At 65.9% G+C, this 21774-nt stretch carries 18 protein-coding genes; 10 read left to right on the top strand and 8 right to left on the bottom strand.

The features are described 5' to 3' along the window. Window positions 1-50 precede the first annotated feature (50 nt). Complete coding sequence (locus K6301_RS07985) at window positions 51-1268, top strand: MFS transporter (protein ID WP_247220365.1); 1218 nt, start codon at window positions 51-53, stop codon at window positions 1266-1268. On the opposite strand, the gene dgcA is transcribed toward K6301_RS07985, so the two are convergent. Next, window positions 1238-2221, bottom strand: coding sequence for an N-acetyl-D-Glu racemase DgcA (gene dgcA, locus K6301_RS07980; RefSeq protein ID WP_247220364.1), 984 nt, complete (start codon window positions 2219-2221; stop codon window positions 1238-1240). The two genes, K6301_RS07985 and dgcA, sit on opposite strands and share 31 nt — an antisense overlap. Before the next feature lie 128 nt (window positions 2222-2349). On the opposite strand from dgcA, the gene K6301_RS07975 reads away from it, so the two are divergent. From K6301_RS07975 to K6301_RS07960, 4 genes are all read left to right on the top strand, one after another. Next, complete coding sequence (locus tag K6301_RS07975; protein WP_247220363.1) at window positions 2350-3504, top strand: ABC transporter permease; 1155 nt, start codon at window positions 2350-2352, stop codon at window positions 3502-3504. An 8-nt stretch (window positions 3505-3512) separates the two neighbouring features. After that, on the top strand, window positions 3513-4292 hold the full coding sequence (locus tag K6301_RS07970; protein WP_160869158.1) for an ABC transporter ATP-binding protein: 780 nt from the start codon (window positions 3513-3515) through the stop codon (window positions 4290-4292). Window positions 4293-4353: 61 nt separating this feature from the next. After that, window positions 4354-5724 (top strand): MlaD family protein, encoded by a 1371-nt coding sequence (locus K6301_RS07965; protein ID WP_247220362.1) that lies wholly within the window; start codon window positions 4354-4356, stop codon window positions 5722-5724. 132 nt (window positions 5725-5856) lie between these two features. Then, entirely contained in the window at window positions 5857-6474 is a 618-nt protein-coding gene (locus K6301_RS07960) for an ABC-type transport auxiliary lipoprotein family protein (protein WP_247220361.1), read from the top strand. A gap of 75 nt (window positions 6475-6549) precedes the next feature. On the opposite strand, the gene K6301_RS07955 is transcribed toward K6301_RS07960, so the two are convergent. Together K6301_RS07955 and K6301_RS07950 are read right to left on the bottom strand one after the other, a co-directional pair. Further along, window positions 6550-7527, bottom strand: coding sequence for a Tim44 domain-containing protein (locus K6301_RS07955; RefSeq protein ID WP_247220360.1), 978 nt, complete (start codon window positions 7525-7527; stop codon window positions 6550-6552). A gap of 178 nt (window positions 7528-7705) precedes the next feature. Continuing rightward, window positions 7706-13411 carry an apolipoprotein A-IV repeat region-like domain-containing protein gene (locus tag K6301_RS07950; RefSeq protein WP_247220359.1) on the bottom strand — a complete coding sequence of 1902 codons (5706 nt, stop codon included), beginning with the start codon at window positions 13409-13411 and terminating at the stop codon, window positions 7706-7708. Between the two features lie 529 nt (window positions 13412-13940). On the opposite strand from K6301_RS07950, the gene K6301_RS07945 reads away from it, so the two are divergent. Both K6301_RS07945 and K6301_RS07940 read left to right on the top strand, forming a co-directional pair. Further along, window positions 13941-14309, top strand: coding sequence for an Hpt domain-containing protein (locus K6301_RS07945; protein ID WP_247220358.1), 369 nt, complete (start codon window positions 13941-13943; stop codon window positions 14307-14309). Window positions 14310-14481: 172 nt separating this feature from the next. After that, window positions 14482-14802: a 2Fe-2S iron-sulfur cluster-binding protein gene (locus K6301_RS07940; RefSeq protein ID WP_134649955.1), complete on the top strand. Its 321-nt coding sequence runs from the start codon at window positions 14482-14484 to the stop codon at window positions 14800-14802. A 426-nt stretch (window positions 14803-15228) separates the two neighbouring features. Here the strand turns inward: K6301_RS07940 and K6301_RS07935 are convergent, their stop codons facing one another. Beyond that, window positions 15229-15837 carry a DUF922 domain-containing Zn-dependent protease gene (locus tag K6301_RS07935; protein WP_247220356.1) on the bottom strand — a complete coding sequence of 203 codons (609 nt, stop codon included), beginning with the start codon at window positions 15835-15837 and terminating at the stop codon, window positions 15229-15231. Window positions 15838-15983: 146 nt separating this feature from the next. Here K6301_RS07935 and folP point away from each other — a divergent pair, with 146 nt between their 5' ends. The 3 genes from folP to folK are packed head-to-tail and all read left to right on the top strand — an operon-like array spanning window position 15984 to window position 17759. After that, the gene (gene folP, locus K6301_RS07930; RefSeq protein WP_247220354.1) at window positions 15984-16886 is read left to right on the top strand and encodes a dihydropteroate synthase; all 903 of its coding nucleotides are present in this window, start codon (window positions 15984-15986) and stop codon (window positions 16884-16886) included. After that, on the top strand, window positions 16883-17251 hold the full coding sequence (gene folB, locus K6301_RS07925; RefSeq protein ID WP_134649952.1) for a dihydroneopterin aldolase: 369 nt from the start codon (window positions 16883-16885) through the stop codon (window positions 17249-17251). The genes folP and folB overlap by 4 nt, the downstream gene beginning before the upstream one ends. Further along, entirely contained in the window at window positions 17241-17759 is a 519-nt protein-coding gene (gene folK, locus K6301_RS07920) for a 2-amino-4-hydroxy-6-hydroxymethyldihydropteridine diphosphokinase (RefSeq protein WP_247220353.1), read from the top strand. The genes folB and folK overlap by 11 nt, the downstream gene beginning before the upstream one ends. Here the strand turns inward: folK and K6301_RS07915 are convergent. The 4 genes from K6301_RS07915 to K6301_RS07900 all read right to left on the bottom strand — a co-directional run bounded on the left by K6301_RS07915 (window position 17752) and on the right by K6301_RS07900 (window position 21577). After that, on the bottom strand, window positions 17752-18300 hold the full coding sequence (locus K6301_RS07915) for a hypothetical protein (protein ID WP_134649950.1): 549 nt from the start codon (window positions 18298-18300) through the stop codon (window positions 17752-17754). The two genes, folK and K6301_RS07915, sit on opposite strands and share 8 nt — an antisense overlap. A gap of 145 nt (window positions 18301-18445) precedes the next feature. Next, window positions 18446-19507 carry a YcjF family protein gene (locus tag K6301_RS07910; RefSeq protein WP_247220352.1) on the bottom strand — a complete coding sequence of 354 codons (1062 nt, stop codon included), beginning with the start codon at window positions 19505-19507 and terminating at the stop codon, window positions 18446-18448. Next, complete coding sequence (locus K6301_RS07905) at window positions 19504-20973, bottom strand: YcjX family GTP-binding protein (RefSeq protein ID WP_247220351.1); 1470 nt, start codon at window positions 20971-20973, stop codon at window positions 19504-19506. The genes K6301_RS07910 and K6301_RS07905 overlap by 4 nt, the downstream gene beginning before the upstream one ends. Before the next feature lie 79 nt (window positions 20974-21052). Beyond that, entirely contained in the window at window positions 21053-21577 is a 525-nt protein-coding gene (locus K6301_RS07900; RefSeq protein WP_247220350.1) for a SixA phosphatase family protein, read from the bottom strand. Between the last annotated feature and the right edge of the window lie 197 nt (window positions 21578-21774).

The raw sequence follows: 21774 nt of genomic DNA, 5'->3' as shown, positions 1-21774 counted from the left end.
GCGCTGCGGCATGATAGAGCGGCAAGCGTTTCAATGCAGGTTTCCCGCCAATGACGCCCCCTTCCGGGTTCAGAGTTACCACCGGCGCGCCGCCGTTCTTCGCCGTGCGGATCGCGCTTGTCTTCTGCGCGCCGATGATGGTCAACGGCATTGCGCTCCCGTTTTTCCCGGTCTGGCTGGAAACGCTGTCGCTTACCGATTTCCAGATTGGCATCGTGCTTGCCGTGCCGCTATTCGTGCGGGTCTTCACCGCGCCGGTCGCGGGCGTCATCGCCGACCGGATCGGCGAGCGCTCGGTCGTGCTCCTGTGGTCGGGGCTGCTCTCGCTTTTGACGGCCGTGGCACTGTTTGCGACCGGCTCGTTCTGGCCGATCCTGCTGCTCTACACGCTGCAGGGCGCGGTCTATTCGCCCTATGTGCCGATCACCGAGGCGATCATGCTGTCGGGCGTGCGGCGCTGGAACTTCGATTATGGCCGCATGCGCCTATGGGGTTCGCTCGCCTTCATTGTTGCCACAATGGTCGGCGGCTGGCTTGCCGGGCTCTATGGCGGCGCCATGGTGCTGCCCGCGATGGCGGCGGCTTTCGTGCTGACCGTCGTGGGCGCGATCATCGCGCCGAAGATCGGCAAGCCGCGCCGGCCGTCACCGATCGCCGCCATAGCGACCATGCCGACGAAGAGCACGCTGCGCCAAAGCGACGTGCAACTGATGCTGATCGGCGTTTCCCTCGTCAACGCCAGCCACGCCATGCTGTTCGCCTTCTCGGCGATCTACTGGCAGAAGATGGGCTTTAGCGGCGTCGATGTCGGCATCCTCTGGAGCGCGGGAGTGCTGGCGGAGGTGGTGTTCTTCCTGCTCGCCGTCCAGCTCAGGCGGCGCTTCAATCTCTGGTCGATGATGATCGTCGGTGCGTCGGTGGCCGTCGTGCGCTGGATCGTCTTTCCGATGGAGATGTCGTTTGCCGGCTATTTCGCGCTGCAATGCCTGCATGCCTTCACCTATGCGCTCATCCACATGAGTGCGCAAAGCCGGCTCGTGCAGCGGGTGGCGGAAGAGCAGGAGGCGGCGGCGCAGGGGCTGTACTTCTTCTACACCGGCATCTTCACGGCACTGGCGACCTTCGTCTCGGGCTATGCCTTCAGCTGGTATGGCGTTCAGGGCTTCTACCTGATGTCGCTGGTCGCCGCAGCCGGTCTCATCTGCGTCGTGGCAGGCCGGTTGCTCGCGCCATCGGCTCAGCCCCAGAGTGCCGGCTCCGGCGGATAGACGTCGGAGCCTTCGTAGCGCAGGGCCGGCTCCCGGTCGCGCGCCAGAAGCAGCGGGCCGTCGAGATCGACGAAGTCGGCGCCTTGCGCCAGAAGCACGGCCGGCGCCATGCCGAGCGACGTGCCGACCATGCATCCCACCATGATCTTCAGGCCGTGGGACCGTGCCGCCTGGCGAAGCGCCAGCGCTTCCGTCAGCCCGCCGGCCTTGTCGAGCTTGATGTTGATGGCGTCGTAGCGGTCGGCGAGGCCGGCGACATCGCGCGTGCGATGCACGCTCTCGTCGGCGCAGACGATGACGGAGCGCGCCATGCCGCGCAGCGCCGAATCGTTGTCCGCCGGCAGCGGCTGTTCGACCAGCGTGATGCGGGCCTGCGCGCAGAGGGCGAAGTGATGGGCGAGATTGTCCGGCGTCCAGCCCTCGTTGGCATCGAGGATGATGGCGCTGTCGGGTGCGCCCGCGCGCACGGCGCGGATACGGGCTTCATCGTCAGCCGTTCCGACCTTCACCTTGAGCAGGGGACGCCAGGCATGTTCGGCGGCCTGCCGCTGCATGGTGTCGGGTTCCCCGAGCGAAAGCGTGTAGGCCGTGACCAGTTTCTGCGGCGCCGTCGTATCCAGCACCTGCCATGTGGGTACGCCGGACAGCTTGGCCTCCAGGTCCCAAAGGGCGCAGTCCAGCGCATTGCGCGCCGCACCCGCCGGCATGAGGCGGGCAAGCTCCTCGCGGCCGACGCCGTCCTCGATGGCGCCGCGCATCTCCTCGATAGCGGCAAGCACACCCGGCACCGATTCGCCGTAGCGCGCATAGGGCACGCATTCGCCGCGGCCGAGGGCACCCGAGGCGCCAATCGTGCAGGTCACCACCTCCGCCGTCGTCTTGGCGCCACGCGAAATGGTGAAAGCGCCGGCAATCGGGAAGCTCTCGGCGGCGGCGAGAAGTGTTCTGTGCATCGGATCGGCTCTCCCGGTATTGAAAAATGCGCAAGGCGACGGGCTTTTGCCCCTTCGTTCGGTGACAGACGATGCGCGAGTCGATAAGACAGGGCATGTTGTCCCACGCACGGGAAGATGCAAGACACTTGGCCACGAACACCGATACCCTCGCAGAGATAAAGACCGAGAGCCTGACGGGTGGAGACGGCGAGATCTGGCGTCTCTCCGGCCGCTGGATCAACACGACGGCGGTCGCCGCCTCCAAACAGCTCGACGGCATGAAGGGCGGCACGACGGGGCCGCTTGAGATCGACCTCGGCGGCGTCGAGGAAATGGATACCGCCGGCGCCTGGCTGCTGCGTCGCGCCATCACCGCGCGCCAGTCGGGCGGTGGCGAGGTCAACATCACCGACCGGCCGGGCGCAAGCTATGCGGACCTCATCGCGGCACTGCCCGAAAAGCTGGCCGAAGCCGGCGATACGCGCAGCGCGTCGGGCTCGAGATTCGAACGCATCTTCGCCCCCATCGGCCGCGTCGTGGTCGACATCTGGAACGACTCGGTCGCGGCCATGTTCATTCTGGGCTCGGCGGTGCGCGGGGCGCAGCTCAAGCTTGGCCGCAAAAGCGGCGTTTCGCCCGCCGCCATCGTGCACCAGATCGACCATATGGGCGTGCGCGCCGTTCCGATCATTCTGCTGATGTCGTTCCTCATCGGCGCGATCATCGCCCAGCAGGGCGCCTTCCAGCTGCGGTACTTCGGGGCGGAAGTCTTCGTCGTCGATCTCGTCGGTATCCTGCAGCTGCGCGAAATCGGCGTCCTGCTGACGGCCATCATGATCGCAGGCCGCTCCGGCAGCGCCATCACGGCCGAAATCGGCTCGATGAAGATGCGCGAGGAGATCGATGCGCTGAAGGTGATGGGGCTCAGCCCCATCGGCGTCCTCGTCTTTCCGCGGCTGGTGGCGCTCACGGTCGCGCTGCCGCTTCTGACGATCATCGCCAACTTCGCGGCGCTCGCCGGTGCCGCCTTCGTGGCCCGGGCCTATTCGGGCATCACCTTCGACACGTTCCTGTCGCGCCTGCGCGAGGCGATCGATCTCTCGACCATCGTCTCCGGCATGATCAAGGCGCCCTTCATGGCGCTGATCATCGGCATCGTCGCATCGGTGGAAGGCCTGAAGGTCGGCGGCAGCGCCGAATCGCTCGGCCGGCACGTCACCGCCGCCGTGGTTAAGTCCATTTTCGTCGTCATCCTCGTAGACGCCCTCTTCGCCGTGTTCTACTCCGCAATCGACTTCTAGGAATGCAGATGGACCCGGTTACGGCAGATCAGAAGGACGTCATTCTCTCGGTCAAGGACCTGACCGTCGGTTTCGGCACGAAGATCGTCCTCGACAAGCTCAATCTCGATATCTACCGCGGCGAAATCCTCGGATTCGTTGGTGCATCCGGCACCGGCAAATCCGTTCTGATGCGCACCGTGCTGCGGCTCCTGCCGCGCCGCGGCGGCAATATCCAGATCTTCGGCACGGATTTCGACAAGGCGACGGATTCCGAGCGCATGGCGCTGGACATGAAGCTCGGCGTGCTCTTCCAGCAGGGGGCGCTGTTCTCGTCGCTGACGGTGCGGGAAAACATCCAGGTGCCGATGCGCGAATATCTCGACCTTCCGCAGGCGATGATGGACGAACTGGCGCGGCTGAAGATCGAGCTCGTCGGCCTCGCACCCGACGCCGCGGAAAAATTCCCCTCGGAGCTTTCGGGCGGCATGATCAAGCGCGCGGCGCTGGCCCGCGCGCTGGCGCTCGATCCGGCGCTTGTCTTCCTGGACGAGCCGACATCGGGCCTCGATCCCATCGGCGCGGCCGAATTCGATGCGCTGATCGCCAAACTGCGCGACACTCTGGGCCTCACCGTGTATATGGTGACTCACGACCTCGACAGCCTGTTTTCGGTATGCGACCGCATCGCCGTGCTTGGGCAGAAGAAGGTTCTCGTGGAAGGCACCATCGAGGACATGCTGGCCTTTGACGATCCTTGGGTGCAGTCCTATTTCCAGGGCAAGCGTGCACGATCGATCGTGCGATAGACATGAAGGACATCCGGGAGCATCCCGTCCCGGCGGATGGAACTGCGAGCAGGACTGAAGAATGGAAACGAAAGCCAATTACGCCCTCGTCGGTTTCTTCACCGTGCTGGTCATGGCAGCCGCCTTCGTGTTCGTCTACTGGATGTCACAATACGGCCGGGGCGGCGACATGGCGCAGCTGGCGATCCGCATTCCGGGTTCTGCCAACGGCCTGTCCATCGGCTCGCCCGTGCGCTTCAACGGCATTCCCGTTGGTTCCGTGCGCAGCCTTGCCATCGACAAGGACGATCCGCGCTTCTCCGTCGCCATGACGGAGGTCGCAACCACCGCACCCGTGAAGAAATCCACCTCCGCCGTGCTGGAAGTGCAGGGCCTGACGGGGGCCGCCTATATCGAGCTTTCCGGTGGTTCCGCCGGCGATCCGAACATCCTGCGCGATGCCTTCGACAACGAGACGGCCGCGGTTCTCCAGGCCGAGCAGTCGAGCGTGACCAATATCCTGTCGACGGCCGACAAGATCCTCAAGCGGGCCGATGCCGCCATTACCGATGTCCAGGGTTTTGTCGCCGACGCCCGCGGCCCGCTCACCAAGACCATCCAGAATGCCGAGCGCTTCTCCGATTCGCTTGCCGCCAACGGCGAGAACATCGACGAATTCCTGAAGAGCGTCGGCGGGCTTTCCGAGACGTTCAGGAACCTTTCGGGCCGGCTCGATTCCACGCTCGCCTCGGTCGATTCGTTGATCAAGGCCGTCGATCCGAAGAAGGTCGAGGACTTCGTCGGCAATGTCGACAAGGTCAGCAAGGATATCGCCGACGCCTCCGGCAACGTGAAGGAGACGGTCGAGGGCTTCCGCAAGACGGCCGAGACCTTCGACACATTCGGCAAGAATGCGACCGCCACGCTCAACAAGGTCGATAGCCTGATCGCCGCCGTCGATACACAGAAGGTCAGCGGCGCCATCGACAATATCTCGGTCGCGACCCAGGATGCACGCAAGGCAATCGCGTCCGTCACCGGCGTCGCCGACAAGATCGGCAACCGCCAGGAAGACATCGACCAGATCATCACCGACGTGCAGCAGATGAGCAGCAAGCTGAACGCGGCATCCACCCGTGTCGACGGCGTGCTCGCCAAGCTCGACGGCTTCCTGGGCGAGGGCGATTCCGAATCGCTGTTTGCCGAGGCCAAGGCGACCTTGCAGTCGATCAAGCAGGCGGCGGATACGCTGAATGGCCGGATCGGGCCGATTGCCGACGGGCTTCAGCGCTTCTCGGGCTCGGGCCTTCGCGATGTCGAGGCGCTGGTGCTCGATACGCGCCGCACCATCCAGAATCTCGACAGCGCGATCTCCGGTTTCGAGCGCAATCCCCAGCGCCTGCTGTTCGGCGGCGAGACCGTCAAGCAGTATGACGGCCGCACCCGCCGCTGACACCCTTGAAGTGTGGCCGTATTTACACAACGGCCGCTCAGGTCTCGCTTGCGTGCAAGGACTTGGCCCACACCACCGTGACAGCCTGCAAGGCCGCTGCTACATATCGATATCAAGGGTTTCGAGGACAATATGACGGTATCGGGTATGGAGATGTGGCGGAGAGGACCTGCGACGCGGATCGCACTCTCGGCCGTTCTGGCTGCGTCACTGACCGCCTGCGGCGGTGGAGCAGCCAAGAACGATACGTTCAGCCTCACATCTGCGGCACCGATCGAGGGGCCGTCTGCCAAGAGCCGGCAAATCCTCGTGCCGCAGCCGACCGCGCTGAAGGCGATCGACAGCGAACAGATCGTCATCCGTCCGTCGCCATCGGAGATCCAGTATCTTTCGCAGTCGCAGTGGAGTGATAGCCTGACCAAGATGGTGCAGGCCAAGCTCGTGCAGGCTTTCGAGAACACCGGCCGTCTGGGCGGTGTCGGTACGCCCGGCCAGGGTCTGGCCATCGACTACCAGATCGTGACGGAGATTCGCGCGTTCGAGGTTCAGACCTCCGGCGCCGGCACCGCGATCGTCGAGATTTCCGCCAAGCTGCTCAATGATCGCAACGGTTCCGTGCGGGCGCAGAAGGTGTTCCGGGCTACGGCGCCGGTTCGCGGAACGGGTAATACGGCTTTCGTGAAGGCGCTCGATACGGCCTTCGCCGCCGTCACCGCCGATATCGTCGGCTGGACGCTGAAAACGATCTGATCGATCGATCTCTTATCGATAGATTTTCGGCCGCGCGCTGCCCCTTGAGGTCGCGCGCGGCCTTGTCTTTTCCCGTCAGGCCGCTTCGACGCCCTGGATGGCCGAGACCTTCCAATCGCCACCGTTGCGGCGCAGGAACGTCCAGACCTCGACGGTTTCCGTGGGAGTGTCCGGATCGCCGGAGACCAGCTTGCCCGAGGCGCGGTCGCGCATCACGTCGATGCTTTCGTAGCGCATGGCGACGGTAGCGTAGTCATCGCTGCCTTCGCGCCAGGCTTCGGCGACGTCGCCCTGTACGAGATGAATGTCGCGCACCTCGTTGCGCAGGCCCTGCGTGGCATTGTCGCCGATCTCCTCGGCGAGGTAGGACATCGCCTCCGGCGTCGTGATCTGGCGGAGCGTGCGGAAATCTTCCGCCGCATAGGCGGCCTGCAATTCCTTCAGCATGCCCTCGAACTGTTCGAGATCCTGCTGTCCTATGCCGATCTCGTCGCCGGACTGCGGCTGGACCGCGGCCTGTCGCTGGCCGCCGCCGATGCGCGGGATCTCGAAATCCGAGCCGTTGCCGCCCTGATAGGTGCTGCGCGCCGCGCCTGCGCCGGCATAGGCCGGTGCATTCTTCTGCGCGAACATCCGGCGGATGAACAGGAAGGCACCGGCGATGAGCAGCACCTGGAGGATCAGGCCGAGGAAGCCGATGCCGCCGCCGAGCCCGTGGCCGAGCATCATGCCGACAAGGCCGCCGAGCATCAGGCCGCCGAGCATGGAGCCGCCGAAGCCGCCGAACAGGCCCGGACGCGGGTTCGTCGCCGTGTTGTTGCGGCCAGCCGCCTGCTGGGTGGTGGATGGCTGGCGCGTCATCGTGCGGTCGATGGGCTGGGCTTCGTTCGGCGCGGTGCGCGTCGTCGAGGGCGTGGAGAAGGTGCGGGTGCCGCGGCTGCCGAAACCGCCGCCGGCGCGACGGGCTTCGGCCACGTCCACCACCGTCATCATCACGACCAGCGCCACGGCCAGCGTCGCGAGAAGGCGCCCAAACCCCTGTATTGCAATCATATTCGTCTCTCTCCCTTGCGGCATCAGGCCTTTCGCTGGGGATATAGAGGCTGGCGGCCGCGAATATAAGAGAAGGGAGCGCGGAAACGACACGGCCGGCTCACAAATGCGTTATCGGCCATAACGCAAAACGGCCGCCCCGAGGGACGGCCGCCAAGTCCTGCACGATCTGCTTCACTCAGTTGAAGCGGCCTGCCGCGTGGGCCAGCATGGTGTAGACCTTGCCGGTGTCCGAGGTGAGGTAGGTCTGCGTCATCGTCTTGTCGCGGTCGTTGCGGGCCACGTCGGCGAGCAGCTTCTCGAAATCCGAGATGTAACGGTCGACGGCGGTGCGGAATTCCGGCTCGCGCTCGTACTTGCGCTTGATCTCGTCGAAGGTCTGCTGGCCCTTCAGCGTGTAGAGGCGACGGGTAAACACGTCGCGCTCGCCGCGCTGGTAGCGGCGCCACAGGTCGACCGACGCATCGTGATCGATGGCGCGGGCGATATCGACGGACAAGGAGTTCAGCGATTCCACGACATGGCGCGGGTTGCGGCTGTCGGCGGGGCGGGCCGCCTGGCCTTCGCCGCGCGGCTGGGCGAACTGGGCTTCCTCACGCGAGACGGCGCCGCGCAGGAGATCGCGCATCCAGCCGCCTTCGCCGCCTGCCGTTCTGGCATCGGTTTCGGCGGGCAGGGGCTGCGCGCGCTGCGGCACGGTGGCGGCGGCTGCGCGCTCCAGCCCGAGGCTGCCGCGAAGCTGCGGCTGTTCCTCGCGACGCGGCTCGACGCGGGCCTGCTGCTGGACGGGCTGCTGCGCAGGTGTCGCCTGAACGGCCGGGCGCGAGACTTCGAGAGCGGCCGAGGATTTGCCGATGATATCGGACAGGTCCTGCAGCGCCTTGATCTGCTCGCTGACGGCGCGCCGCATCTGGGCGGCGTTTTCCTTCGCTTCTTCCGGCAGGTCGAACGCGCCGCGCTTGAGTTCGCCACGGGTTTGGTCGAGTTCGCGGCGGATTTCGCCGGCGGCGCGGCGGATTTCCTCGGTGGCGCCGGAGAACTTGCCGATGGCTTCCTCGACCGCCTCGCGCATCGCGTCGCGCATGACGGCCGTCGCGGCCTCGGACTTCTTGCCGGACTCGTTCAACAGGCGATCGACATCCGAAAGCCAGGCGCTGACGCTGCCGCGCAGGCGGTTTGCGACTTCCTTGGTGCGCTCCTCGGCGCGCACGAAGGCGCCTTCGACGGACTGGCCCGCTTCCTCGCCGGCCTTGACCAGCGAATCGCGCAGCGTGGCGGCGGCGGTCTCGGCGCGTTTTTCGGTCTCGCTCAGGATGCGACCGACTTCGGCGAACGAGCCCTGGATGCCGCCGCGCAGGTTGCCGGCGATCTGGCTGGAGCGTTCCTCGGCGCGGCTGAAGGCGCCTTCCACCATGCCTTCGAGCGAGCGCATGGTGCCCTCGATTTCCTCCGACCGCTGGACGAGGCCGACGGAGAGCGCGCGCAGCGCATCCTGACGCTCCTCGAGCGTCGAAACGAGGTTGGACTGGGCCGCGGCCAGGAGGTCCGACGCCTGCGACAGGATCTTCGAGTGGTCCTCGAAACGACCGACGATGCCGCCGATCTGGGAGAGGGTGCCGGCCGCGATATCCGACAGGCGGTCGACCTTGCCTTCCAGCAGGCGCGACGTGGTGGCGACCATTTCGGAGGCGCGTTCGGCCGACGAGCTGAAATGCTCGGCCGTGCTGCTGAGACGGCCATCGATGGCGCCCAGCGTCTGGCTGGCCGCATCGACCATGCCGGCGATGGCGCCGTTGCTTTCCGAAAGGCGGGCGATCAGGCCCTCGACATTGGCCTGGAGGCCGTCTTCGATGGCGCGCATCGCGCCGGCCGCTTCGTCCGTGCGGGCCGTGATGGCGGCCAGCGTGTCGGCGGTGCGGGCGGAGATCGCGTTGATGAGCGCGGCGTTCTCGTTGCGCAGGCGATCGGCGCTTTCGCGGGCGACGCCGGTGATCCGCTCGGCAGCCTCGCGGCCGACGGCCGCGTAATCGTCGATGACCGGGCGGGCTTCCTCGTTGATGAGGCGCGACAGCTCTTCCGTGCGGCTCGCCAGCATGGAGTTGAGCTCGCGGGTGCGCTCGTCGAGCGTGGAACGGATGGAGGCACCGCGCGTATCCAGTGCCTTCTGAACCTCGCCGAGACCCTGCTGCAGGGCCTGCGCCTGACCGGCCAGACGGCTTTCCGTCTCCTCGATGGAGCGGGCGAAGGCCTCGTTGCGGGTGGAGAGGTTTTCGGCAAATTCGGCGCCGGTGCGTGCGATGTTCTCGGCCACCCGCTGGGCTTCCGTGCCCATTTCCGTGGCCGCACGAGACACCGCGCCGCGCAGCGAACTGCTGATGCTGACGAATTCCTCGCCGGTCTTGGCCAGCGACTGGGCCGAGCGCACGGCTTCGGCATCCATGTCCTGCGCCGCCTGCGAAACGGCTTCGCGCAGCGTCTGGGCGAGGCCCGCAGCCTTGCCGTCGATGGTGCGGTTCACATTGTCGAGGCCGATCGTGAGCGCCCGGTCCATCGTGCCGAGGCGTTCCTCGATGCGGCCGGTCTTGTCGTCGATCGTGGTCGCGATGCGTTCGGAGGCTTCGCCGGCGATCTGGGCGATCTGGTTGGCGCGCTCGCTCAGCGTGCTGTCGATGCGTCCGGCGGCCTCGTCTGCTACCTGCGCGATCTGGCTGGCACGCTGGGCGAGCGTGCTTTCGATGCGCCCTGCAGCCTGGTCGGTAACCTGCGCGATCTGGCCCGCGCGCTCGGCGAGCGTGCTGTCGATGCGTCCGGCAGCTTCGTCGGTGACCTGTGCGATCTGGCTCGCGCGGTCGGCAAGCGTGCTGTCGATACGCTGGGCGGCATCGCCCGCAACGCGCTCGATATCGCCGACATGGCCGGCGAGGGTGGCGGCGATCCGCGCCGTGGTTTCGTCGCCGATGCGGTCGACTTCGGCAATGGGGCGGGAGAGGGCGTCGGAGACGCGCAGCGAGACGTCGCTGCCCACGCGCTCCAGGTCGGCCAGGCGCTCGCCGAGCGTGTCGGAGATGCGCGAGGCTGCCGTATCGACGATGCCGGAGACGTTGTCGACGCTGTGCTCGATGCGGGCTTCCAGCTTGCCGAGGTTTTCTTCCAGGCGGCTGCCGGTGGTGTCGAAGCGATTGGCGACGCTGTCAACGGTCTGCTCCATGCGCGCGCCGAAGGCATCGGCCGCCTGCGCGATCTTGGACGTGGTCTCGCCGAGGCGTTCGGCGACGGCATCGGTGCTTTCGCGAACGCGTGCATTCAGGAGGTCGGCGCTGGTGTCGATGGTGCGGCGCAGTGCTTCCTGCTGCTGCTCCAGCGAGATTTCCAGCATGCCCGCGCTCGTGGCGATGGTCGTGCCGATGGCGGTGGTCTGGTCGTTCAGCGTCTCCGTGAGCTGGTCGCGGCCTTCGCTGATGGCGACATTGATCGCATGGATGCGGTCGTCGAGCGTCGCGCGGATCTGTTCATGCGTCGAGACGAGCGAGCCGGCAAGCTCCGAGGCGCGGCCCGAAAGGGCTTGCGCGATCTCGGCGGCGCGGCCCGAGAAGGCGTCGGCGAACTCGGTCGCCTGGCCGTGCAGCACGCCGCCGAGCTGCTGGCTGCCTTCTGAGAGCACATGCTCGACGCGGTCGGCTGCATTGTCGATGGCCGCCTGCATGGAGCCGGCGCTGTTGGACAGCACGGAGGCAAGGTTGGCGGTGCGGCCGGTGATGACCTCATCGATCTGGCGGGCAGCACCGGTGAGCGCGGTTTCGACGCGATTGGCCGCCGAACCCACGGAATTCTCCAGTTGGCTGCCGGTCTCGTGCAGCATGGCCGAAAGGGCTGCCGTGCGCTCGGTAAGCGCGCTGTCGAGGCGGTTGTGGCTTGCCGCGATGGTGGAGGTGATCTCGTCGGCGCGGGCGCCGAGCGCTTCTTCCATGCGGGCCTGGGCGGCCTGGATGTCGGTCGCGATGGCCGTGCCGCGGTTGTCGAGCGCTTCCGTCAGGCGGCGTTCGCTGCCCGAGATGCTTTCGGCCAACGCGTCGGCGCGCGCGCCGAAGCCGTTTTCGATACGGCTCTGCACCTCGGCGAGGCCGCCGAGCAGGGCGGACGACTTTTCGGACAGGACAGCGCCCACGCGCTCATGCGCACCGCCGACGGCGTTGCTGATGGCTTCGGCATGGCCGGAAACGGCGCTTTCGAACACTTCCTGGCTGGTGGCGATCGTGGTCGCCAGCGCGAAGGACTGGTCCGTCAGCGTGTTGCCCAGGCGGTCGATGCTGGAGGTGAGGATGCCGTCGATCGCCTCGCGGCCGCTGGCGACGGTCTCGTTGATTCGTGCAAGGCTCTCCATCAGCTTGGAATCGAGCGATCCGGCGCGCTGGTCGAAGGCCTGGGCGAATTCCTCGACGCGCTGGTCGAAGGTGCCGGCGATCTGGCCGACGGTCGCCTGCATGCGCTCGTCGAAGAAGCCCGAACGAAGGTCGAGGTCCATGACCGTGTCGTCGGCGGCGTTCTTGAGGCTCTGGCGGAACTGCGCGCCCTTTTCATCCAGCGCCGCGTTCATCGACTGGAGAACGTGATCGAGGCCGCTCGTCACGGCTTGCTGGCCGATCGAAAGGCTTTCGCTGATCTCGCGGGTGCGGGCGATCAGCGTTTCATTGAGCTGTTTTGCGCGCTCGTTAAGCGCGGCATTGAGCTTCTCCGTGTTCGCGTCGAGCGAGGTCGCGCGCGTTTCGAACTGCTGGAGAAGATCGCGGCCGCGGCTGTCGAGGTTCTGCGTCAGCTGGTCCAGGCGCGTATCGAATTCGTTGGCAAGCGCAAGGCCGGAGGAGCTCAGCGTGGACAGGAGGTTGTCCGTGCGCGCGGCGAGCATCGCGCCGATGGTCTGCGTCGCGCTGTCGGACTTTTCCATCAGCATGGCGGCGCGCGTGTCGAGCATGGAGGCGAAGGCCTCGCCGGACGTGGCAAGGCGCGCCGTGATGCTCTCACCGGCGCTGGCCAGCTCGTCCTTCAACTGCTCGTGCGCGCCGGAAATGGACGAGCGGATGCGTTCGGCATGGCTGACGATCGCCTCGCGTTCCGTGCCGAGTTCCTGCACGAGCGTGCGCACGCGCATCTCATTGTCGGAATAGCTGCGCTCGAGGGCGTTGACCTCGGAATGAACGAGCGTTTCGAGTTCCGTGGCGCGTGCGATGGTGCGCTCGATGCCTTCGTTCATCGCCGACACTTCACGGCGCACGGCCTGGCCGACGGACATGATGCGGTCGGCGGCGACGGTTTCCGGCTCAGAGAGGCGCAGGGCGACTTCCGCCATGGAGCGTGCCGCGCTGCGCAGTTCGTGGGCGCGCGCGATCATGATGGCGAAGGCGAAGAACAGCATGATCGGCATGATGATCGCGACCAGCATGCCGATGGCGCCGGGCAGGGCGACCAGATCGGCGATGGAGCGGATCTGCCAGATCTGCGGTGCATAAAGAAGATTGGCAACGCCGACGCCGCCGATGACCCAAAGCACGGAGGCGAGCGCGGCCATGCGGATGGGGCCGCGCGAGGAGCGCATGTCGAGCGACTTCAGGATCGCGGCGGGCGTCTTGCGCGAACCGTCATTGGCGGGCGCGAAGACCGGCGTCTTCGGGCCGGGCTCGGGGTTCAGGTTGCGCGGGGTCTCGGCGGACGCCTGCTGACCTTGCGTCTTTCCCTGAATTCGACTTGCTGGTTCAGACACACGGGCCTCCGACGAATCCGTCTTCGAAGGCGTCTCCGCGGTCAGATCGTCGAAATCGATTTTCAAGGCCTCTTCGAGAGCCTGGAATGCCTTGTCGTCGATCGACTCAATGGTCTTGTTCGTCGCCATGCGGGTACGCCTCGTTACCATGTCCGGGTCGAGCCCTATACGCGCCGCCGCTGCTCGGGCGTATTCGAGATCGTCCGGTTGGCGGCCGGTCTTGCCGCGAACCCTCATGGTTGCGCAGCGTCCGGACCGCCGTTCATTCCCAATTCGTTCGATAGACCGAAATGACGGAAGGGTGTATATCCGCCAACGGCTTATCCACCGGGACTATCCGGCCGTATCGTAGTGACACATTAGCCTGTATCACACAATTGATTGCCATCTCCCTTAGGCTGAAACTTAACAGAAAGTTAATTTCAGCCGATTCTGTATCGCAATGGAAAGCTTGAGAAAAAAGCCTTTTTTCAGGCATTAACCATAGTTTGCGATTCATGCCCATTTTGCGCCGCCTTTTAATCCGATAGGGGCCTCCGCCATACACAATGGCATCCGTTTTCCGCGCATCCGGCGGGCGAACGGACGGGCAGGCCCGTAAACGTGGCATGCTCCATAACGAAACAAGCGCGCGCGGCGCGAACAAGGATATTGGCAAATGGCAGCGCTCAACATCGCCTTCGATACCCCCGACAACGCCAGCGGCATCTGTGCCTCGACTGGACGGCCGATCGATTTGGTACACCTTGGCCGCCAGACCATGGGCGACAAGGCGCTGGAGCTGGAAGTGCTGCAGATGTTCGCGCGGCACGCCCGTCAGAGCATGAAGGAACTGGCCATGTTCGACGGCGAGGCGCGCGCCTCGATCGCCCATCGCCTCAAGGGATCGGCGCAATCGGCCGGCGCCACGGCCGTCGCGCGCGCCGCCGCCGCGCTGGAGGAAAACCCGGCGGATGCGATTGCGCTTGCCGCCGTCACGGCCGCCGTCGTCGAGGCCGAGAACTTCATCCTGAAGCTCTGCCGCTGACCGGAACTGTGGCATAACGGCAGCCCCTCGCGCCCGGATGGCCGGGCGGCACGGCGCGATGTTGACTGTGGAGGGGTTTTGTTGGAAACCTCGGCCGCAACGCTGGCAGGCGGGCGGTCGCCCGCCGTGCCGGACAGAGGCCCTGGGCCGCTCACAGAATTCGGAAGCCATCATGAGCAAACTCACCATCGTCGCCTTCGACGGCACCCGTCACGAACTGGATGTCGCCAACGGCTCCACGGTCATGGAAAATGCCGTGCGCAACTCCGTGCCCGGCATCGAGGCCGAATGCGGCGGCGCTTGCGCCTGCGCGACCTGCCATGTCTATGTCGACGAGACTTGGACGGCGCTTGTCGGCCCGCCGGAAGCGATGGAAGAGGACATGCTCGACTTCGCCTATGACGTCCGGCCGACCTCGCGGCTTTCCTGTCAGATCAAGATGTCGGATGCCCTTGACGGTCTCGTGGTCCACGTTCCCGAGCGCCAGGCCTGACATCAAATTCCTGAAAACGGATTACGGCCAGCCGGCGCGCCTTGGCGCGACCGGCCCCATTATCGTGGGCGCGAAAAGTCACCGGCGTTACCGTGCAGGGATCAAGACACAAGGACAGGCAAAAAAAGCCTCGCCGGTCATGGGACAAGCGAGGCGAGGAGGGCGCATCGCAGCGAGGAAAGGGAGGAAACAACCTGCTGCTATGATGTGGATGCGCCAGGAGAACCTGTTACAAACTGCTTCATGCTGCACGGGGAGAAACATATCCTCCCGGTCACCGTTGAAATGAAGATAGGGTGATTTGCGCATTTGCGCTATCGCAAGAATTCACCTGTCATTTTACGCATAAAACGACAATGCTTGCATCGCATCGCGGCTTTTCATCGCAATTGTGCTGGCAATACTGAGCGGCCGGGCGGCCTTTACTCACTTCCCGTTTTTCAGGCGGTGCGTCAGCAGGCGCATCATGCGGTCGTTGAAGTTCTTCGATTCGATGCGGTCGAAACGGGCCTGGTCGGCATCGTGGCGCGCGACAGCGTCGGCGGTGGCGCGGTCCACCCGCGCCTGCATGCGCTCGCAGTCGGGTTCCGACGGCAGACGCCGCAGCGTGCGCTCCAGCTCGCGGGCATGGGTGCGGGCGATCTCCGCATGCCGCTCCTCGTGGCGCTTGATATCGCTGGATAGCGTATCCCAGATCAGCGCCAGCGACGGGGTCGCGCGATTGCGGTTCTTCCAGCGCGGCAGGATGATCTGCGTGGAGAGCACGACCTTGGCCTCGCCGACCGCGCAGCGGTTGTTGCGGCGGACATAGGTTACCGAGCCGCCCCACTTGATCTTCGTCGCGCCCGGATGCCGCGAGCCGCTGCGCTTCATCATCGGCCCGCGCTTTGACAGTTCCGCGTCGAGTTCGGCGGCGGTGCGTCCGCCGACCGGGAAATAGGAGAAGGTCTTCGTGGTGATCGTCTGTGCACCGGCTGGCTGGAAAGGGAGCGAGGCGAGGGCGGCAAGGGCCATCAAGCGGGCGATGGTCTTCATTCGAATCCGTATTCCTTTCGCGCCGGCGGGCATGCCCGACGGTGTGCCGGCAATGCGCCGGTTGAACTTCGTCTAAGCTTGGGGCATAGGCTCGGCAAGCGCAACACCCATTCGGGATCGCTGGTTAACCGCCGGAGGAAAACGCCATGTTCTCGCCGTTCGATCCCTTCCGCTGGTCGCTCGCCCATGGCCGGCATCTGGAGCTTGGCGCGCGCGGCATCCTGATGGCGATCGTCAATGTCACGCCGGACTCCTTTTCCGACGGCGGGCGCTTCGACAGCGCGGACGCCGCCGTCGCGCGGGCGATCCTGTGTCTCGAAGAGGGGGCGGAGATCATCGATATCGGTGGCGAATCGACGCGGCCGGGTGCAGCATCCGTCTCGGCGGCCGAGGAGCAGGACCGGATCCTGCCGGTCATCGAGGCGCTCGCCGGCACGACGGACGCCATCATCTCCGTGGACACCTACCGCGCCGAAACGGCGCGGCTTGCGGTCGCCGCGGGCGCCCATATCGTCAACGATGTGCATGGGCTGCAGCGCGAGCCCGATATCGCCGAAGTCGCGGCGCAGAGCGGGGCGGGGCTCTGCATCATGCATACGGGACGCGACCGCGAGAAGCGGCCGGACGTCGTGGAGGACCAGTATCTCTTCCTCGGGCGTTCGCTGGAGATCGCCCGCGCAGCCGGTGTGCCGCGCGAGGCCATGGTGCTCGACCCCGGCTTCGGCTTTGCCAAGGACGCGGACGAGAACCTGGAACTGATGGCGCGGTTCGGCGAACTCTACGGTTTCAAGCTGCCCATCCTCGCCGGCACGTCGCGCAAGCGTTTCCTCGGCGCGGTGACGGGACGCGAGGCGGCGGAAGACCGCGATGCGGGCACGGCCGCCACGACCGCCTTGCTGCGCATGGCCGGTGCGGCGGTCTTCAGGGTACACGATGTCGCAATCAACAGGGACGCATTGGCCGTTGCCGATGCTATGCTCTCGGCGCGGCGCAGGGTCGCTGCGCGCGAGGCGCAGGGCGAAACGCCGGCGAGACAGGATACACCATGACCACCAGCTACACGATCACGCTCAAGAACTGCGCCTTCTTCGCCCGCCACGGCCTGCACGATGCGGAAGAGTTTCTCGGGCAGCGCTTCTTCGTCGATGCGGAACTCGACGTGCTGCCGCTTCGCCCGCTGTCGGACGACGCCATCGATTCGACGGTGGATTACGGCGTGGCCTTCCAGGAAATCGAAAAGATCGTGACCGGCCAGCGCCGCTACCTGATCGAGGCGCTGGCGCAGGAGATCGCAACGGTTCTCTGTGCGCGTTTCCCGCAGATTTCACGCGCCCGCATCACCGTGCGCAAGCCCAATGCGCCCGTGCCGGGCGTGCTGGACTATGTCCAGGTCACGGTCGATCATGTCGTCTGAGACGTTTCGCCGGGCGACGCTCGGCCTCGGCGGCAATATCGGCGATCCCGCCCACGCGATGGCCGCGGCGCTGCGCGCGCTCGAAGCGCGTGCGGATTGCCGGGTGCTGGCGGTGTCACGGCTCTATCGCACGCCGCCGTGGGGAAAGACGGACCAGGACTGGTTCTTCAACGCCTGCGCGCTCATCGAAACCACGCTGGCGCCCGAGCCTCTGCTCGACATCTGCCTTGGGATCGAGCGCGACATGAAGCGCGAGCGCATCGAGCGCTGGGGACCGCGCACCATCGATATCGACGTTCTGACCTATGAGGGTGTGGAGCAGGCCGGCGGGCGGCTGGAACTGCCGCATCCGCGCATGACGGAGCGCGGCTTCGTGCTCATGCCACTTGCCGATGTCGCGCCGTCGCTGGACGTCGAAGGCCGGCCCGTCACCGCATGGCTGGAAGCGGCGGATGTCTCGGGCATAGAGCCGGCAAGCGCCGGCCCGGACTGGTGGCGGACTACTTGATCGAACCGACGGCGATGTCGTCGAGATTGCGGTCGAGCGACAGGCCGATGACCGGGATCATCTTGTCTTCGACCTTCACCGAGATGGTGATGTTCATCTTCTTGTCGCCGTCGAGGCGTGCGATCATGGCGCCGTTCAGCTTCTGGCGGTTGATGCCCACCACGACCTTGTTGCCGTTGACCTGGCCGGACACGATGTCCATGCCCTTGCCGGCGGCGCCGTCGAGGAACTTGCCCTTGTAGGTGCTGCCTGCCTTGCTGATCAGCGCGGACATCGGCTGCTTGAAGACGCCGACGCGGCAGAAGCCGTCGAGCTGGATGCCGGCGCCCTTTGCGGCGACCGGGTTGCCCGTCAGGTCGCAGTTGAACTTGGTGCCCTTGTATTTTCCGGCGACGATTTCACCCGCGCCCTGCCAGTTGCCGGCGACCTGTTCGAAGAAGGCCCTGTCGCGCTGCGAGGCGGATGCGGGAAGCGCAATGGCGCTGGCTGCGAGAATGGCCGCTGCGGAGGCGCGGGCGATCAAAGAGGTGCGCGAGTACATGAACAATCCTTGATGGGCGATGGCCGTTGGCCTGCTTTGTGCGTTCAGGTTTGCGCGAAAATGGTTAACGGACGGTTTCCGGCGGGCGTGCTTGCGTCTTTTGATGGCGCATGACGGCCCGGGAAACCGGAGTGTTGCAGCAAGGTCACGCCTCGTCGCGGCGGCTGCCCGTGGCGCCGGGCGTCAGGTCGCCGATGAAATCGCCGATGCCGGGGCGCTTCAGCGCGCGGAAGGGCATGGGGCGGCAGAGATCCATGGCGGCGATACCGATGCGGGCGGTCATCAGGCCGTTGATGACGCCTTCGCCGAGCCTTGCGGAGAGTTTCGAGGCCAGTCCGTGGCCCAGGACCTGCTGCACGAGGCTGTCGCCCATGGCGATGGACCCGGTCACGGCGAGATGGGCGATCACGTCACGCATCAGCCGCAGCATGCCGATCTTGCCCGGGCGTCCGCCGTAGAGTTCGGCCATGCTGCGCACAAGCCGGCTGCTTTCGTAGATGACATAGCCGAGGTCCACCAGCGCGCGCGGGCTGACGGCGGTGACGATGGAGACGCGCTTGGACGCGCCGAGGATCAGCGCAAGGGCCTCGCGATCGAGCGGGCTCATCAGTTCACGCTCGGCAAGCTCGATCAGGTGCGCGGCATCGATGATATCGCCGTCTGTTTCGGCAAGCCGCGCACGGCCGCGCGCCGTCTGCGGGCGTGCGGCGAGCAGTTGGACGAGGCGTGCGACCATGGCCCGGCCGCCGGCCGGCGTGGGCGAGGCGGCCGCCGCCGCGATATCGTGCTTCAGATCCTGCACGGCGGCGAGGCGGCGAAGGCCGATCAGTTCGCGCAGCACGACGCCGAGAAGGGCAAGGACCGCCACCACGGCGGCGGCGAGGGCGAGGTAGCCCAGCCAGTCGTTGCGGCTGAACAGGTCGCGGATCAGCGCATCGACCCAGAGGCCCACGGCGAGCGACACGAGAACGCCCAGCGCGCCGAAGACGATGCGGCCGAGCGTGATGCGACGCGGGCGCGGTGCGGCGACGGGCGGCGTGAGGTCGGGCAGGTCTGCCGTCGTGGCGATGAAGGGGTCCTCCGCGTCCGGTGTCAGCCTGACGGGCGTGTCGAAGGCGGCGGGCGGACGGGTGCGTTCGCTCTCCGGCCGGGTGGTTGCATCGGCCGGCAGGGAGAAGGCGGCGGGCTTGCGCGGACGGTCGGTCATGCGAGCCGGTCTCCGATCAGATATTGCAGCGCGCGGTCGAGCCTTATGTGCGGCACCGACAGTTTCAGCCCGCCGCCGGTCTCCTCGATATGGGGCGGGCGAAAGCGCACGAAGTTGAGCAGATGTTCGCCTTCAGGAGACGATTCAAGCGCTTCGAAAAGTGAATCCGGATTCTTTGGCAAGTCCCCGGGAAAGATAGCGGTTTTGCGTTCGCCGTCGAAGGTTTCGCCGTTGATTTTCTCACCCGCCATGGGCACGCCGACGATGACGGGCAGGTCCTCGCCGCCATGCTTGACGGTGGCCTCCCGGGTGGCGCGCACGGAGGCGAGCGCCATCACCTCGATGCCCGCGCCGCTCATGCCGATGCGCTCGATGGCGCGCTCGACGAGGCGGCGGGTGACAGCCTCCAGACGCGGATGGCTCTCATGGTGCAGGTGATCGGCCTTGGTGGCGGCGATCACGATGCGGTCGATGCGCCGCGTGACGAAGGAGGACAGGAAGCTATTTGAGCCGGCACGGAAACAATCCAGCACGTCGCCGAGCGCGCGTTCCAGATCGTGCACGGCCTCCGCGCCGCGATTGATCGCCTGGAGCGCATCGATGAGCACGATCTGCCGGTCGAGGCGGGCGAAGTGCTCGCGAAAGAACGGGCGCACCACATGGGACTTGTAGGCCTCGTAGCGCCGCTCCATCATCGCCTGCAAGGAGCCGCGCGCCGGGTTGCCCTTGGCAAGGTCGGGCAGCGGGGCGAAGGTGAGCGCCGGCGAGCCTTCCAGGTCGCCCGGCATCAGGAAGCGGCCCGGCGGCAGGGTGGAGAGCGAGCGCTCGTCGGATTTGCAGGCGCGCAGATAGGCGGTGAAGGCTTCTGCAAGTGCCCGGGCCGTCGCCTCCGAAGCGTCGGCCGCCGGATCGACCGTCGCGGACAAAGCCAGCCAGTCGCGGGCGAGCTCGGCGCGGATACCGGAGCTTGCGAGTGCGACGGTCTTTTCGCTGAAGGTCCGGTAATCCTGCGCCAGCAGGGGAAGATCGAGCAGCCATTCACCGGGATAATCGACGATGTCGATGGAGAGTTTGCCGGGCGAAAACAGCCGGCCCCAGCCGGAGGCGCTTTCATATTCCAGCGTGAGGCGGAGCTGCGAAATGGCACGGGTCGAATCCGGCCAGACGCGGTCGGCCACCAGCGCGCGGATATGGTCCTCGTACTGGAAGCGCGGCACGGCATCGTCCGGCTGCGGTTCCAGGCGGATATTCGAGACCCGGCCGGAGCGCCCGGCCTCGAACAGCGGCAGGCGTCCGCCATTCAGAAGATTGTGCACGAGCGAGGAGATGAAAACCGTCTTGCCGGCGCGCGACAGGCCCGTCACGCCGAGCCGGATCGACGGGTTGACGAGATTGGTGGCGCGGCCCGTCAGCGCGTCGAGCGCGAGCAGGGCCTCATCGGTCAGGGTCGTCAGGCTTGGCGGCACGATTTCTCTTCCATCATCGAAGGCGATATAGGAAACCCGACGACGCCGAAAAAGAGGCGCCGAGATGCCCGCGCGTGTTTCAGCGCAGGGGGCGCGGCGCCATGAAACCTGCAAGGCAGGCGCCGCCCTGGTCGCTGTATGTTGGGCGGTTGTCGAAATCCAGGATGGCGAGACCGGCGGTCGGATAACCCAGGGGCGCCGCGGTCTCTGCGATCTCACGGCCGACGAGGCTGTGGAAGAACGCCTCGACCATAGGATTGTGACCCACGATCATGACAGACGTTTGCGCGCGTGCGGCGAAAGCCAGTTCGGCATAGGTCTCGATTCCGCCGGAATAGAGCGAATCCACATAATCGATCGGCAGCTCCTCGCCGACCGTACGGCGGAAAGGGGCCGCCGTCTGACGGCAGCGCAGGGCCGTGGAGGAGAGGATGAGGGCCGGCCGGTAGCCCTGGTCGGCGGCCTCCTCGGCGATGACCTCCGCCTCGGCGAAGCCTTCGTCGTCAAGAGCGCGCTCGAAATCGGACTGGCCCGGCTGCGCCCAGGCGGCGCGGGCGTGACGAAGGATGTAGAGCCGGAAAGCCGGCGTGCCGAGAGATGTCAAATCGATGCTCCATCCGCCCGCGGCCGACCATCAGAACCGCTTTCCGACTTCATGTCTTTCCCCGCGGCAAAGATCAACCGGTTTCGCGGGCGGATGCATTCACGATTGCGGGGAATGGCGGCGCGGCCCGTCAAATAAAATCTTGATAGGCCGCCCTTGGGGGACGGAAAGTCGTGCCTATATTCTCGGCACGCGCT

The organism is Shinella oryzae (genome assembly GCF_023038235.1).
Lineage (GTDB): Bacteria > Pseudomonadota > Alphaproteobacteria > Rhizobiales > Rhizobiaceae > Shinella > Shinella sumterensis.
Note: the sequence above shows the minus strand (reverse complement) of the source record. Positions and strands in the feature narration are given on the sequence as shown.